A 15111-nucleotide genomic window follows, 5' to 3' on the forward strand; every position below is an offset into this window, starting at 1 on the left:
GAGGAGATCGCCCGCAGCGTGCTCTACCTGGCGGCGGACGAGGCCGGCTTCATCACGGGCTCGACCCTGTCCGTGAACGGCGGTCAATACATGGCCTGACCCGGAGGGCGTCATCCCGGATGGTTTTCATCCGGGATGACGCCCCGGTGCATCGATGCAGCGCCGCAATGGCCGGTCCGCCTATGGAGTCTCATGAATGAATCACATCGACATGGCCGGCAGAACCGTCGTGATCACGGGCGGGGCTCGCGGCATCGGCTACGCGATCGGCGAGCGGCTGGTGCAGTCGGGAGCCAGGGTCGCCCTCTGGGATCTTCGGGCTGAGGAGGCGGAGGCGAGTGCTGCGGCGCTCTCGAACGACTGCATCGGCCTCAGCGTCGATGTTGCGGACAGCCTGTCCGTCGAGCACGCGGCTCAGCAGACCCATGCCGCCTTCGGCCGCATCGACGGCCTGGTGAACGGGGCGGGGATCACGGGGCCCGTCAAGCCGCTTGCCGACTACTCCGTCGAGGAGTGGCGCAGCGTCGTCGAGGTCAACCTGACGGGAACCTTCAACTGCTGCCGGTCCGTCGTGCCGATCATGCGGGAGAACGACTACGGCCGCATCGTCAACATCGCGTCGGTGGCGGGCAAGGAGGGCAATCCAAACCTTGCAGCCTACAGTGCCGCGAAGGCCGGCATCATCGGGCTTACCAAGTCGCTGGGCAAGGAGCTGGCCAAGACCGGAATTGCCGTCAACTGCATCACCCCGACCACGGCCAAGACGAAGATCCTCGACAGCCTCACGCCCGAATTCATCGAGTACATGCGCGTGAGGATCCCGCGGGACCGCTTCGCCGAGCTGCACGAGATCGCCGCCATGGTGGCCTGGCTGCTGTCCGAGGAGAACTCCTTCACAACGGCCGCCACCTTCGATCTCAGCGGCGGGCGAACGACGTACTAGAGTTGCCTCCAGCGCCATCTCCAGGCTTCGCGTCTGCGGAGAAGACGTGCTAGGTGGCGGCCATGACAGCTCGCACCGCCACCACCATCGGCCTCACCGCCATTCTGCTCTGGTCCCTGCTGGCCGTGTTGACGGCCGCAACAGGCACGATCCCGCCGTTCCAGCTCAACGCCATGACCTTCCTGGTCGGAGGGCTCGTGGGGGTGGCGAGCTGGATCGCACGTCCCGAAGGCCTCAAGGCCCTGCGCCAGAAGCCTGTCGTGTGGGCTTTGGGCATCGGCGGACTGTTCGGCTACCACGCGCTCTATTTCGCGGCCCTGCGCTGGGCGCCGCCTGCGGAATCCGGGTTGATCAACTACCTCTGGCCGCTCCTGATCGTGCTGTTCTCGTCGCTTTTGCCAGGGGAGCATCTGCGGCGGGCACACATCGCCGGAGCCTTGCTCGGCTTTGCCGGCGTCATCGTGCTGATCGCCGGGCGCGGCGCTTTCGACGCGCGGGCGGAATACATGCCCGGCTACATCTGCGCCTTCGTCGCCGCCTTCGTCTGGGCTGGGTATTCGGTCCTGTCCCGGCGCATCGGTCAGGTGCCGACCGATGCGGTGGCGGGCTTCTGCCTCATGACTTCGCTCCTGAGCCTGGTCTGCCATCTCGCCTTCGAGACCACCGTATGGCCCGAGTCGACGGTGCAATGGCTGGCTCTCCTGGCGCTGGGCCTGGGACCGGTGGGCGCGGCCTTCTATGTGTGGGATATCGGCATGAAGCGGGGCGACATCCGCTTTCTCGGCGTCGCGTCCTATGCCACGCCGGTGCTCTCCACGCTTCTGCTGGTGGCGGCCGGCTATGCGGAGCCGTCCCTGACCCTGGCGCTGGCCTGCGGCCTGATCGTGGCAGGCGCCCTGGTGGCGACCCTCACGCCGAAGAGGAACGCCCCGGCATGACCCGGTGGGTGTAGCGATAGGCGGTCTGGAAGCCCAGCGCCCCATAAAGCGAGCGGGCGATCTCGTTCTCCTCGCGCACCTGGAGATAGGCCGTGTGAGCCCCCTCCCCGCAGCCCCAGGCGATGAGGCTCGCAACCACCCGGCGGCCCAGCCCGATGCCGCGCAGATCGGGCGCGACCACGATGTCGTAGAGGCCGACATAGCCCCGCTCCGCCACGCCCAAGCCCCAGGCCACCGGCCTGTCGTCGAGGCTGAGGGTCGCGAAAGCCGACGTCTGGCGGATGCGCGAGACGATCTTCAGGAGGGTTTCGTCGTCGGCCTTGTCGCCGCCATAGGAGTGCGAGGCCTCCTTGACCCAGCGCTTGGACACCTGCGGCTGGAGCTGAACCTCGGGGTCGAGCTCGCAATCGCCGCTGCTGATGGGGGCCGCAAGCACATGGGTCGGCTCGATCTCCTTGAAGCCGCGCATCTTGAGCATGGCGTCCACATCCGGCGCCTCCATCCCGTTGAGGCGGAAGGTCGGACGCACATTGGCCTCCACGAAGCGGGCGACCATGTGGTCGATCAGCTCGTCGTCCAGGGTGGCATTCGGCATGAAAGGCGTCGCCGAATTGGCGCGCTTCGAGTAGCCGTTGGCCAGGCGCAGGATCCAGCCGTCATAGGTTTGATAATCGAACGAGGGCCAGGCGTTCACGAGGCGGCTCTCGAGCCCGATGATGAGGCTGTGGTCGTTCATGAGGCTGTCCGCTCCTGCAGGGTCGCCGTGCATCAGAACCTGTTCTTCCATTCGCGCAAGGCCCCGAAGACCTCCATGGGCTTTGCCCCTTCCTTATGAACGGATTTCGCCACCGCAGGCTCCCCGCTCCTCAGAAAAGGATTGGTGGCCTTCTCCTGCCCGATGGTGCTCGGCACCAGGAAGCGCCCTTGCGCCCTGGCGGCCTCGGCCTCAACTGCTCGCGCCCTCAGGGCCTCGTTGTCCGGCTCGACGGCCAGGGCGAAGCGTGCATTCGACAGGGTATAGTAGTGACCGCAATAGACCCGCGCCTCCTCCGGCAGGGCCGCCAAACGCTGGAGCGAGTGCCAGAAATCGGCGTAGGCGCCCTCGAACATGCGCCCGCAGCCGAGGGTGAACAGGGTATCGCCCGCAAACAGGGCGCGGTCCGCCGCAAACCAGTAGGAGACGTGATCGGCGCAATGGCCTGGCGTTTCCCACACATGGGCCTGGAGGCCGCCCACATGCACCGTGTCGCCCTCGCGCACGAACGCATCGGCGGACGGCACGGCCTCGCGCGCCTTGACGGGCGCCACCACCCGGCAGCCCGTGCGGCGCTTGAGAGGCTCGACCGCCTGCACGTGATCGGAATGGCGGTGCGTGACCAGAATGTCGGTGAGCTGCCAGCCGGTTTCGGCCAACGCCGCCAGGATCGGCCCTTCCTCGGGGGCATCGATGGCCGCGCAGGCCCCCGTATTGGGATCGTGGATCAGAACACCGATATTGTCCTGAAGGCAGAGAAAGGCGTGGATCTGGGCCGACATCGAGGAACCTTGTCTTGATGTGCTCTGAGCTATCATGGAACAGTTGGCCCATGAAACCAGACCCTGGTCCCGCATCAATCGCCGAAGGCTTGGGTCGAGAGGCGCCCTGTTGAGGTCATGAGCATCGACATCACCGATCTGCGCGGCTTCTACGCCAGCCCTCTCGGAGCTGTGACGCGCCGCTTCGTCGGACGGTCCGTCGACAGGTTCTGGGGCCCCCTCACGGGTCTGCGCGTGCTCGGCCTCGGCTATGCGCCGCCCTATCTCTCGGCCATCAAGGGCGAAAGCGAGCGGACGCTGGCCTTCATGCCCGCAAACCAGGGCGTGGTGAACTGGCCCAGCACCGGAGCCTCGGCCTCGGCGCTCGTCGACCCGCTGATGATGCCCCTGCCGGACGCCTCCATCGACCGGGTTCTCGTGGTCCATGCCCTGGAGACGGTGGAAAGCCCGAGCGAGCTCCTGCACGAGATCTGGCGCATCCTGACCCCGGGCGGGCGGATCATCCTGGTGGCGCCCAACCGGCGCGGCCTGTGGGCCCGCATGGACACCACCCCCTTCGGCTATGGGCAGCCCTACAGCCGCTCGCAGCTGAAAAGCCTCATGCGCCAGACCTGGTTCTCGCCGGAAGGCTGGGCCGAGACCCTCTACGTGCCCCCTTTGAGCAACCGCTTCCTCCTGCAGACGGCCCAGGCCTGGGAGCGGGTCGGGGCCGGCTTCTCGCTTCCCTTCGCGGGCCTTCACATCGTGGAGGCGACGAAGCAGCTCTATCATCCCGGTGCGGTTCGCGCGGTGCGTCGCTCCCGCAGGTTCTCGCCGGTTTTCGCGCCGGCTCCGGCGGCCCCTGCCTCGCGGGTGACGGGATTGTCCTTGATTCCGCCGGGTTTTGAGGGAGTAAGGCAGGGGCCAACTTGACTTGGAGCCCCTGAATCGCCAGTGTCCGCCCGCTTCGGCAGGCCTATCGGGTCACGCCGGCTTTCATTTTCATAGAGTCTGATGCGCAGTTATCTCGATTTCGAAAAGCCCGTCGCCGAGCTGGAAGCCAAGGTCGAGGAGCTTCGGGCTCTCGGTGAGAACCGGGACGCCGTCTCCATCACCGACGACATCTCCCGCCTGGAGGTCAAGGCCGCCGACGCCCTGAAGGATCTCTACGCCCGGCTCACGCCCTGGCAGAAGACCCTTGTGGCCCGCCACCCCCAGCGACCCCATTTCGTCGATTACTGCGCCGGGCTGATCAGCGAGTTCACGCCGCTTGCCGGCGACCGGAAGTTCGCCGAGGACGAGGCCATCGTCGGCGGCTTCGGACGCTTCCGCGGCCAGCCGGTCTGCGTGATGGGCCAGGAGAAGGGCCACAACACCGAGACCCGCATCCGGCACAATTTCGGCATGGCCCGTCCCGAGGGCTACCGCAAGGCCGTGCGCCTCATGGAGATGGCGGATCGCTTCGGCCTTCCGGTGATCTCGTTTGTCGACACCGCCGGCGCTTATCCGGGCATCGAGGCGGAGGAGCGCGGGCAGGCCGAGGCCATCGCCCGCTCCACCGAGATGCAGCTGTCCCTCGGGGTTCCCAACGTCTCCGTCGTGATCGGCGAAGGCGGCTCGGGCGGCGCCATCGCCATTGCGACAGCCAACAAGGTGCTGATGCTCGAGCATGCGATCTACAGCGTGATCTCGCCGGAAGGCGCGGCCTCGATCCTCTGGCGCGACGCGGCCCGCGCCCAGGACGCGGCCACCAACATGAAGATCACGGCCCAGGATCTCCTGCGGCTCGGCATCATCGACGGCATCGTGACCGAGCCCATGGGCGGCGCCCACCGGAACCCGGAGGCGGCGATCGCCTCGACCGGCAACGCCATCGAGGAGGCCCTGCACGACCTCGGCAACATGGGGCCGGCGGAGATCCGGGATCACCGCGCCGACAAGTTCCTCGCTATCGGCCGGAAGCTCTGAAAGCCTGCGGCAACCTGAGGCTCGCGATGCTGGGATCCGGTCTCCTGCGAGCCTGCCTTACCCCTGAAGAGATGCCTTCTTCCCGGCGAGGAGCGTCCAAATCCCTCGATGTCCGGATTTTTTACCTCTCTTTAACCATAACCTCATAACGGCCCCGCTTGCAGTAAGGGCCGGTTAAGGCTAACGATCTAGAGGTATAAGGGGAACTGCTCGGCACGAAGCCGGCAGATCAATAACTGCGGGGTCCCCCATGATGAAGCGTATCGCATTGGCCGCGAGCCTGGTGCTCGCGCTTGCTGCCTGCCAGGACGACAACCTGTCCCGAGGCTCCACACGCCACCTGGCTCCGATTCCGCCCGCGACCATGGCGTTGATGTCGACCAAAGGCATGTCCAAGGACGATCCCATCCTGGTCCGAGCCTACAAGAAGGAATCGGAACTGGAGGTCTGGAAGCGCGGCTCCAACGGGAAATACGCGCTCCTCAAGACCTACCCGGTCTGCCGCTGGTCGGGCCAGCTCGGCCCCAAGAACCGTGAGGGCGACCGCCAGGTGCCGGAAGGCTTCTACACGGTCACTCCGGCGCAGATGAACCCCAACTCCAACTTCTACCTCTCGTTCGACACCGGCTACCCGAACGCGTTCGACCGGTCGCTGGGCCGTAACGGCGGCGACATCATGGTCCATGGCTCGTGCTCGTCGCGCGGCTGCTTCGCCATGACCGACCAGAACGTGGCCGAGATCTACGCCATCGCCCGCGAGGCGCTCGGCGCCGGCCAGCGCGGCTTCCAGTTCCAGTCCTATCCGTTCCGGATGACGGCCGAGAACCTGGCCAAGCACCGCCTCGACCCGAATATCGCCTTCTGGAAGAACCTGAAGGAAGGCGCCGATGCCTTCGAGGTGACGAAGGACGAGGTCCGGGTTGCCGTCGGCCGCGGCCGCTACGAGTTCAACCTCGATCCCGACTCCGCCTCCGTCGTGGCGCAGAAGCGCGCCCAGGACGAGCAGGAGGTGGCCGAACTGGTCGCCAAGGGCGAGAAGCCGATCAAGCTCGTCTACAACGACGGCGACACCCACGAATCCTTCCGCACGGCGCTGGCCAACGTCACCGGCGTGACCGACAGCAAGCTCGGCTACGTGAGCCGGATCGACGGCATCTCGTCGGGTCCGCAGGTGATTGCCCTCAACGACAGCGCCCCGCAGACCAGGCCGGAAGCCCCGGCAACGGCCCTTGCCTTCGCGTCCATGAAGGAAGTGCCCGCCACGCAGCCCGAGAGCCGCGCGGCGGTGACGCAGCAGACGGCTCCGGTGGCAGCGGCCGCAGCGGCTACCGCTTCGGACGAGACGCCCTTCTACAAGAAGATGTTCGGCGGCGTCGGCGACCTGTTCAGCACCTCGGCCGCGCAGCCTGTCGCCGAGACGGTCCAGGCGGCTCCAGCCGCTCCCGTCGCTCCCGTCGCCAGGATGGAGCCCGCCGCGAAGGCTGTGCCCCAGAAGCGGGCTCAAGCTCCCTCGAAGGTCAATGTGGCGGCGGCTGACTGAGCACCCCAAACATCACGCAATGCAAAAGCCCACCGATCGGCGGGCTTTTGTTTGAGACGCGGATTCTTCGGGCTCGAGGGGCTGTTGCACTGTTTTTCGTGAGAAACGACGCCCTTGCGAGCGGCGTTTGATGAGCTGGGCATTCTTGCAGGATCGGATCACCCGAACAGGGCGTCGATGTCGTCCTGGGACGTGCGCGTCGGGTCGCCATCCAGAGCAGGCCCGTTCAGAAGAGCCTCATCCCCTTCCCGCTCCGGCACCTGGAAGGCCTCCACATCGCTGAAGCTTTCCAGCCCGCCCCAGATATGCGCCATCTGGGTCACGCGCTCCTCGATGAACTTCATCGAGTTCACGACCTTGCTGATCCGCTGGCCCGTAATGTCCTGGAAGTTGCAGGCCTCGAAGATCGTGATCACCTTGTCGGAAATCCGCTGAGCCATCTCGGCGTCCCCATCCGTAAGGCGGGGCGCAAGGGCTCCGGTGATCTCGTCGATCTCCTCCGCCGCCGCCAGGATGCAGTTGGTGGCGGCTTCCGTGCCGCAGACCACCGCTCCGAGCTCGTCGGTGACGCTCGTCACCTGCCCGCCCGGCGTGCGGGAGTGCAGGGTTGCGATCTCCTGCTTGGTGCGCTGGATCGACCCGGCTATGGCGTCGAGCTGTTCCTTCAGCTTCAGCGCCTCGCGCAGGTCCGTGCGGATCTGGTCCAGGAGCGCCTTGGAGGCCCCGCTGTTCGGCTCGAGAGCCGCATGGATGGCAGCCATGCCGCGCATGAGTTCGGCATGCCGACGGGCCGCAACGCTCTCGCGCGACTGGGCCAGCAGGTCCAGGTTCAACGGATCGAAGGAAACCGGTGGCGGGAGGCGCATGGCAGCTACTCACCCAGCACGGCGGCGATCTTCGAGCGCAGGGTGTCCGCGTTGAAGGGCTTCACGATGTAGTTGTTGACGCCCGCCTGCTTGGCCGCCACGACGTTTTCGGTCTTGGCTTCCGCGGTGATCATGATGAAGGGCAGGCTGCCCAGCTCCGCATCGGCGCGAACCTTCTGGAGAAGCTCGAAGCCGGTCATCGGAGCCATGTTCCAGTCGGAAATCACGAGCCCGTACTGCTTCTCCTTCAGCTTGCCCAGAGCCTCCGAGCCGTCCTTGGCTTCGTCGACGTCGTTGAAGCCGATCTGCTTCAGGAGGTTGCGGATGATGCGCAACATCGTCTGATAATCATCGACGATGAGCACCGGAAGAGACGTATTCAATGCCATAATGTTTCGGCCCAGAGAGTGAGTAAGGGATAATCGCGAAGGATCTTTGCCAGAAACTTCTTCAAAAATAGTTGTTATCCACCCACCCTAGAGGTTGATGCTTGCCCAAGGCTGGCGCAGCGACACGGTCGATTCCAAAAGGTCTTGCTCCTGCGGCAGCTTGCTCTGCGTCAGGCCGGGACCGGAAGCCCCCTCGGCCGCCCGGCTTGCAGGCTTCAGACCTGAGGATTGGGCGCCGCCGCAGCAAAAAGCCCGGCGCGGGGCCGGGCTTTGCAATCTCAGCTCTCAATGGCGCAGGCCCGGAGCCTCCTGGCCGGTGCGGGCCACGTACTCGGTATAGCCGCCGCCATATTGGTGGACCCCCTCCGGCGTGAGTTCGAGAACCCGGTTGGACAGAGCCGCCAGGAAGTGGCGGTCGTGCGAGACGAAGAGCATGGTGCCCTCGTAGCGGGACAGGGCGTCGATGAGCATTTCCTTCGTGGCCATGTCCAGATGGTTCGTGGGCTCGTCGAGCACCAGGAAGTTCGGCGGGTCGTAGAGCATCTTGGCCATCACCAGCCTGGCTTTTTCGCCCCCCGACAGGACGCGGCACTTCTTCTCCGCATCGTCGCCCGAGAAGCCGAAGCAGCCGGCAAGGGTGCGCAGCGAGCCCTGGCCCGCCTGCGGGAACGCATCCTCCAGGAACCCGAACACCGTGCGGTCGCCCTCCAGCACCTCCATGGCGTGCTGGGCGAAATAGCCCATCTTCACGCTGCCGCCGACCGCGACCGTACCCTCGTCGGGCGCGGTCGCGCCCGTCACCAGCTTCAGCAGCGTCGACTTGCCGGCGCCGTTGACGCCCATGACGCACCAGCGCTCCTTGCGGCGCACGCCGAAATCCAGGCCCTCGTAGATGCTCCGGCTGCCGTAGCGCTTGTGAACGTTCTTCATGCTGACCACATCCTCGCCCGAGCGCGGGGCGGGCTGGAACTCGAACGCCACGGCCTGCCGGCGCTTGGGCGGCTCGACCCGGTCGATCTTCTCCAGCTTCTTGACCCGGCTCTGCACCTGGGCCGCGTGGGAGGCGCGGGCCTTGAAGCGTTCGATGAACTTGATCTCCTTGGCAAGCATCGCCTGCTGGCGCTCGAACTGAGCCTGCTGCTGCTTCTCGTTCAACGCCCGCTGCTGCTCGTAGAACTCGTAGTCGCCCGAATAGGTCGTCAGGGTTCCGCCGTCGATCTCGATGATCTTGTTCACGATGCGGTTCATGAAGGCGCGGTCGTGCGAGGTCATGAGCAGCGCGCCGTCGTACCCTTTGAGAAACTCCTCGAGCCAGATGATGCTCTCGAGATCCAGGTGGTTGCTCGGCTCGTCGAGCAACATGACGTCCGGGCGCATCAGGAGGATGCGGCCCAATGCAACGCGCATCTTCCAGCCGCCGGACAGGGCGCCCACATCGCCCTCCATCATCTCCTGGCTGAAGCCCAAGCCCGCGAGAACCTCGCGGGCCCGGCCCTCGAGGGAGTAGCCGTCCAGTTCCTCGTAGCGCGCCTGCACCTCGCCGTAGCGTGCGATGATCTCGTCGAAATCTCCAGCCCGGTCCGGGTCCGCCATCGCGGCCTCAAGCTGCTTCAGCTCGGCGGCGACCTCACTCACGGGACCTGCCCCGTTCATCACCTCGGCCACGGCGCTGTGGCCGGCCATTTCGCCGACGTCCTGGCTGAAGTAGCCGATCATGATGCCGCGATCGACGGAGACCTGGCCCTCGTCGGGCTGCTCCTCCTTGTTGATCATCCGGAACAGCGTGGTCTTTCCCGCGCCGTTGGGGCCCACCAAGCCGACCTTTTCGCCTTTCTGGAGGGTCGCGGAAGCCTCGATGAAGAGGATGCGGTGGCTGTTCTGCTTGCTGACGTTCTCGATACGAATCATTAGTCCAGGGCCTGAGAGGGTTTCGGCGGCCTTATGGCATGGGTCGCACGCAGGCACGAGGGCCCTGGATCGGGCAAAATGTCAGAGGCTTCAGCTCCCGTCGGCAGGCCTGCGGCAGCGCGCTCAGGCTTGAGCCTGCAGGGCCATCCTCTTCTTGGCCTGTCTGGTCATCCAGACGGTGAGAACGATCGTGGCCACAAGGCCGACCACCAGCAGGATCCAGTTCGCCACGCCGGCTCCGCCCTGCGCGGCGGTGCGGCCGATGACGCCGATCCAGACGTTCTGGATCGTGCCCGGCACGATCCCGATGGCGGTTGCGAGCAGGAACGACCCGAGGCGGACACCCGTGACGCCGAACGCATAATTCTCGACCGCGAAGGGCGTGACGGGGGTCAGGCGGGACAGGAGGATCGTCTTGAAGCTCTCCTCATAGGCGACGGTGTCGATGGCCCTGATCGTCGGATGCTTGTCGATGAAGCGCTTCACACGATCCCGGGCGAGATACCGGCTGATCAGGAAGGAGATCAGAGCCGCCAGCATCCCGCCGAAAAAGCAGATCAGCAGCGACCACCAGCCGTAGGCGACCGCGACCGCGAGCGTGAGCGGAACGCCCGGAACCAGCAGAATCGTGCAGATCACATAAGCGATGCTGACGAGCACGACGCCCATCGTCCCGAGGCCCTGGGCCCATTCGCTGAAACTTTGGAGCCAATCCTGCACAGGCAGCAGAAACCAGGCGACGAAGATCGCCACGAATCCGAGCACCGATGCGGCCGCGAGCCAGACGAAACTCCGATGCTGGGATACAGATTGCACAGGGCCAAGCTTTCCTTTTGAGCCAAGGCCAAACGCCCCATCGCCTGTGCTGTTCCGGCTCCTCTGGCGCTTCAGGGGCTTTGGCCGATCCCAGCCCAAGAAAAAGCCCGGCGCTGGGGCCGGGCTCTTGCGTCGATGTTTCAGCCCTTCGGGCCTCAGGCCACGAACTGTCCGTGGCAGTGCTTGAACTTCTTGCCCGACCCGCAGGGGCAGGGCTCGTTGCGGCTCACCCGGCCCCAGGACGAGGGATCGTTCGGGTCGCGGGCCGGGACGGGCTCCATCTCGGCGGCGGCTGCCGCAAAGCCCAGAGCCGGGCCGGCACCGAAGGCGCCGCCTTGCGGCATGTCGAATTCGTTCTCGCCCGTCGCCGGATCGAGATGCTGGGCGAACATGGGCGGCAGTCCTTGCGGCTCCGGCTGCTGGAACACCACCTGGATGCGCATGAGCTGGCCCGTCACCTGCTCGCGCAGATGGCCGATCAGGCCGTTGAACAGCTCGAAGGCCTCGGACTTGTACTCGTTGAGCGGGTCGCGCTGGGCAAGCCCGCGCCAGCCGATCACCTGACGCAGGTGGTCGAGGGTCACGAGGTGCTCGCGCCAGAGGTGATCGAGGCTCTGGAGCAGAACCTGCTTCTCCACATAGTTCATGACCTCGGCGGAGTTGGCCTCCACGCGCTGGGCGTAAGCCTCGTCGGCGGCCTTGGTGATGCGCTCGCGGATCTCGTCGTCGGCGATGCCCTCTTCCTTTGCCCATTCCTCGATCGGCAGGTCGAGGTTGAGGAAGTTGACCACATTCTCCTTCAGACCCGCGACATCCCATTGCTCCGCATAGGCGTTCTCGGGGATCGCCCGGGAGACGATGTCCTCGATGACGCCGTGGCGCATGTCGTCGATGGTCTCGCGCACGCTCTCTTCCGCCATGAACTCCTTGCGCTGCTCGAACACGACCTTGCGCTGGTCGTTCATGACGTTGTCGTATTTCAGGATGTTCTTGCGGATGTCGAAGTTGCGCGCCTCGACCTTCGCCTGCGCCCGCTCGATGGCCTTGTTGATCCACGGGTGGATGATGGCCTCGCCTTCCTTGAGACCCAGCTTCTGCAGCATGCCGTCCATGCGGTCGGAGCCGAAGATGCGCATCAGGTCGTCCTGGAGGGACAGGTAGAACTTGGAGCGGCCCGGATCGCCCTGGCGGCCGGAGCGGCCGCGCAGCTGGTTGTCGATGCGCCGCGATTCGTGGCGCTCGGTGCCGAGCACGTAGAGGCCGCCGGCGGCCAGCGCCTTGTCCTTGAAGGAGGCGACCTCGTCCAGGATCTCCTTCTCGCGGCGGGCGCGTTCCTCGCCCTCGACCCCGGCAAGCTCGCGCTCGATGCGCATCTTGGCGTTGCCGCCGAGCTGGATGTCGGTGCCGCGGCCGGCCATGTTCGTGGCGATCGTGATCGCGCCGGGCACGCCAGCCTGGGCGACGATGAAGGCCTCCTGCTCGTGGAAGCGGGCGTTCAGCACGGCGAAGTGCTTGGTGCCCCGGCCGGCCCGGGCGTCCTGGTAGAGGGGCTCCAGCGCCAGCGGGTTCTCGAAGTCGATGAGGGTGTAGCCGTCCTTGATCAGAAGCTCGGCCAGATGCTCCGACTTTTCGATGGAGGTGGTGCCGACCAGGATCGGCTGGCCCTTGGCGGAGGAGGCCTCCACATCGCGGATGACCGCCTGGTAGCGCTCCTCGACCGTCCGGTAGACCTCGTCGTCGTCGTCGATGCGGGAGACGGGGCGGTTGGTGGGAATTTCGACCACTTCGAGGTTGTAGATCTCCAGGAACTCGTCGGCCTCGGTGGCTGCCGTGCCGGTCATGCCGCTGAGCTTGCCGTAGAGACGGAAGTAGTTCTGGAAGGTGATGGAGGCCAGCGTCTGGTTCTCGGGCTGAACCTGCACGTGCTCCTTGGCCTCGAGGGCCTGGTGCAGGCCCTCCGAGTAGCGGCGGCCCTGCATCATGCGGCCGGTGAACTCGTCGATGATCACCACCTCGCCGTTGCGGACGATGTAGTCCTTGTCGCGCTGGAACAGGGTGTGGGCGCGCAGCGCCTGGTTCATGTGGTGGACGAGGGTGGCGTTCTGGGCGTCGTAGAGGTCGCCTTCCTTGAGGAGCCCCTCGGTCCGCAGCAGCTCCTCGATCTTCCCGGTGCCGTCTTCGGTGAGCGCCACGGAGCGCTGCTTCTCGTCGAGCTCGTAATCGCTCTTGTCGAGGCGCGGGATGACCTTGTCGATGGCGTTGTAGAGCTCGGAGCGGTCGTCGAGGGGGCCGGAAATGATGAGCGGCGTGCGCGCCTCGTCGACCAGGATCGAGTCCACCTCGTCCACGATGGCGTAGTAGTGGCCCCGCTGGACCATCTGCGCCATCTCGTACTTCATGTTGTCGCGAAGGTAATCGAAACCGTATTCGTTGTTGGTGCCGTAGGTGATGTCGCAGGCATAGGCCTGGGCGCGCTCCACGTCGTCGAGCCCGTGGACGATGACGCCGACGGACAGGCCCAGGAAGCGGTAGATCTGCCCCATCCACTCCGAATCGCGGCGGGCGAGGTAGTCGTTCACCGTCACCACATGGACGCCCTTGCCGGCCAAGGCATTGAGATAGACTGGGAGCGTGGCCACCAGGGTCTTGCCCTCGCCGGTACGCATTTCGGCGATCGAGCCCTCGTGGAGCACCATGCCGCCGATGAGCTGCACGTCGAAGTGGCGCTGGCCGAGCGTCCGCTTGGCCGCCTCGCGCACCGTGGCGAAGGCCGGCACCAGGATATCGTCCAGGGTCTTGCCTGAGGCGAGCTGGGCCTTGAAGTCCTTGGTGCGGGCACGGAGCTGCTCGTCGGACAGGGCCTCCAGCTCGGCCTCCATCGCGTTGATGGCCGCTACCTTCGGCCGGTAGGACTTCAGCCGGCGGTCATTGACCGAGCCAAAGATTTTCTTCGCGAGAGAACCGAACATCGAGAGCCTTCAGAATTCCAGAATGCAGGAGATAAGGGCGTTTGCGCCGCCTTATAGACCTAATTACGCCTGAGCGCATCTTAAAGGCTGTGCCGGAGTGGCGCAGCCCTCGCGCTCACAAGCTGAGCCCTGTTCAAGACCCCGCGAGCGGCGATGCTGTGACATAAATATGCCATCACTTGCAAACGTAAACACATTCGGCCATCTGATCATCGCTGTCCGTGGGCAATCTCGCGCTCACCAGAGGAACTGACATGTCTCGCTCACTCACCGTCCGCAAGAGCCTTCTGACCCTCGGGGTTGCCCTGCCTCTCATGGCCGGCGCCGCCTTCGCCCAGACGAGCCCCGCCACCTCTCCCGCCACATCCCCTGCGGCCGTTCCGGCCATCGATCCCGCCAAGGTGATCGCCCGCGTCAACGGCCTCGAGATCACCGAAGGCGACCTTGCGCTGGCTGCCGAGGATCCGGCCCTGCAGATGCCGAACGTGCCCGAGGCCCAGAAGCGCGACCTGCTGACCGGGTACATGATCGACCTGAAGCTCGGCGCCAAGGCGGCCGAAGCCGCCAAGGTCGGCAGCGGCGCGGAGTTCGCCCGCAAGCTCGCCTACAACCGGGACAAGACCCTGCTCGACCAGTATCTCGACCAGGAGGCCAAGAAGGCCGTGACCCCGGAAGCCGCCCGTAAGCTCTATGACGAGACGGTCAAGAGCGTTCCGGCCGAGCAGGAAGTTCGCGCCCGCCACATCCTGGTGGAAAACGAAGAGGACGCCAAGAAGGCCGCGACCCGCGTGAAGGGCGGCGAGGACTTCGCCAAGGTGGCCGGCGAGCTCTCCACCGATCCGGGCTCCAAGACCGACGGCGGCGATCTGGGCTTCTTCACCAAGGACCGCATGGTCGAGCCTTTCGCCGAAGCCGCCTTCAAGCTGGAAGCCGGCCAGATCTCCGATCCGGTGAAGAGCCAGTTCGGCTGGCACGTGATCAAGGTGGAGGAGAAGCGCAACAAGCCTGCGCCGAGCTTCGAGGAGACCAAGGATCAGGTGGAGGCCTATCTCGCCCGCAAGGCGCAGCAGGACCTGATCGTGGGCCTGCGCAAGGATGCCAAGATCGAGCGCCTGGACGACAAGGGCAACCTCGTCGAGCAGAAGCAGCCGTAAGCTCCAGGCACTTGCGACGTCGAAGGGCGGCCTCCGGGCCGCCCTTTTCGTTCGGGCCGGCCGAAGGGAAGCCATGGCTCAGTGCCTGATCGTGGATCCCCTTCC

The 15111-nt window shown here is 65.5% G+C and carries 14 protein-coding genes; 7 read left to right on the plus strand and 7 right to left on the minus strand.

Annotation, left to right across the window (positions count from 1 at the left end):
- The 3 genes from JKG68_RS18955 to yddG all read left to right on the plus strand — a co-directional run.
- The coding region (locus JKG68_RS18955) for an SDR family oxidoreductase (RefSeq protein ID WP_202062664.1) at nt 1-99 on the plus strand (99 nt) is incomplete at its 5' end.
- Between the two features lie 97 nt (nt 100-196).
- Nucleotides 197-943 (plus strand): SDR family NAD(P)-dependent oxidoreductase, encoded by a 747-nt coding sequence (locus JKG68_RS18960; RefSeq protein ID WP_202062666.1) that lies wholly within the window; start codon nt 197-199, stop codon nt 941-943.
- Between the two features lie 62 nt (nt 944-1005).
- On the plus strand, nt 1006-1881 hold the full coding sequence (gene yddG / locus JKG68_RS18965; protein WP_202062668.1) for an aromatic amino acid exporter YddG: 876 nt from the start codon (nt 1006-1008) through the stop codon (nt 1879-1881).
- Here yddG and JKG68_RS18970 read toward each other — a convergent pair.
- Complete coding sequence (locus JKG68_RS18970) at nt 1853-2617, minus strand: GNAT family N-acetyltransferase (protein WP_202062670.1); 765 nt, start codon at nt 2615-2617, stop codon at nt 1853-1855. The two genes, yddG and JKG68_RS18970, sit on opposite strands and share 29 nt — an antisense overlap.
- Nucleotides 2618-2649: 32 nt before the next feature.
- Nucleotides 2650-3417, minus strand: coding sequence for a hydroxyacylglutathione hydrolase (gene gloB / locus JKG68_RS18975; protein ID WP_202062672.1), 768 nt, complete (start codon nt 3415-3417; stop codon nt 2650-2652).
- Between the two features lie 117 nt (nt 3418-3534).
- Here gloB and JKG68_RS18980 point away from each other — a divergent pair, with 117 nt between their 5' ends.
- From JKG68_RS18980 to JKG68_RS18990, 3 genes are all read left to right on the plus strand, one after another.
- A complete protein-coding gene (locus JKG68_RS18980) occupies nt 3535-4329 on the plus strand; it encodes a class I SAM-dependent methyltransferase (protein ID WP_202062673.1) in 795 nt (264 codons plus the stop codon).
- An 81-nt stretch (nt 4330-4410) separates the two neighbouring features.
- Nucleotides 4411-5364, plus strand: coding sequence for an acetyl-CoA carboxylase carboxyltransferase subunit alpha (locus JKG68_RS18985; RefSeq protein WP_202062675.1), 954 nt, complete (start codon nt 4411-4413; stop codon nt 5362-5364).
- A gap of 250 nt (nt 5365-5614) precedes the next feature.
- Nucleotides 5615-6904 (plus strand): L,D-transpeptidase family protein, encoded by a 1290-nt coding sequence (locus JKG68_RS18990; protein ID WP_202062677.1) that lies wholly within the window; start codon nt 5615-5617, stop codon nt 6902-6904.
- A 158-nt stretch (nt 6905-7062) separates the two neighbouring features.
- Here JKG68_RS18990 and JKG68_RS18995 read toward each other — a convergent pair whose 3' ends face one another.
- The 5 genes from JKG68_RS18995 to secA form a co-directional block, all read right to left on the minus strand.
- Complete coding sequence (locus JKG68_RS18995; protein WP_202062679.1) at nt 7063-7770, minus strand: protein phosphatase CheZ; 708 nt, start codon at nt 7768-7770, stop codon at nt 7063-7065.
- 5 nt (nt 7771-7775) lie between these two features.
- On the minus strand, nt 7776-8159 hold the full coding sequence (locus JKG68_RS19000; protein ID WP_202062681.1) for a response regulator: 384 nt from the start codon (nt 8157-8159) through the stop codon (nt 7776-7778).
- A 285-nt stretch (nt 8160-8444) separates the two neighbouring features.
- Entirely contained in the window at nt 8445-10067 is a 1623-nt protein-coding gene (locus JKG68_RS19005; RefSeq protein WP_202062683.1) for an ABC-F family ATP-binding cassette domain-containing protein, read from the minus strand.
- Nucleotides 10068-10190: 123 nt separating this feature from the next.
- Nucleotides 10191-10883 carry a TVP38/TMEM64 family protein gene (locus tag JKG68_RS19010; protein ID WP_202062685.1) on the minus strand — a complete coding sequence of 231 codons (693 nt, stop codon included), beginning with the start codon at nt 10881-10883 and terminating at the stop codon, nt 10191-10193.
- Nucleotides 10884-11038: 155 nt separating this feature from the next.
- Nucleotides 11039-13852, minus strand: coding sequence for a preprotein translocase subunit SecA (secA, locus tag JKG68_RS19015; RefSeq protein WP_202062694.1), 2814 nt, complete (start codon nt 13850-13852; stop codon nt 11039-11041).
- Between the two features lie 254 nt (nt 13853-14106).
- On the opposite strand from secA, the gene JKG68_RS19020 reads away from it, so the two are divergent.
- Nucleotides 14107-15006 carry a peptidylprolyl isomerase gene (locus JKG68_RS19020; RefSeq protein WP_202062696.1) on the plus strand — a complete coding sequence of 300 codons (900 nt, stop codon included), beginning with the start codon at nt 14107-14109 and terminating at the stop codon, nt 15004-15006.
- Nucleotides 15007-15111 lie beyond the last annotated feature (105 nt).

The organism is Microvirga aerilata (assembly GCF_016743775.1).
In the GTDB taxonomy this organism is placed as follows: domain Bacteria; phylum Pseudomonadota; class Alphaproteobacteria; order Rhizobiales; family Beijerinckiaceae; genus Microvirga; species Microvirga aerilata.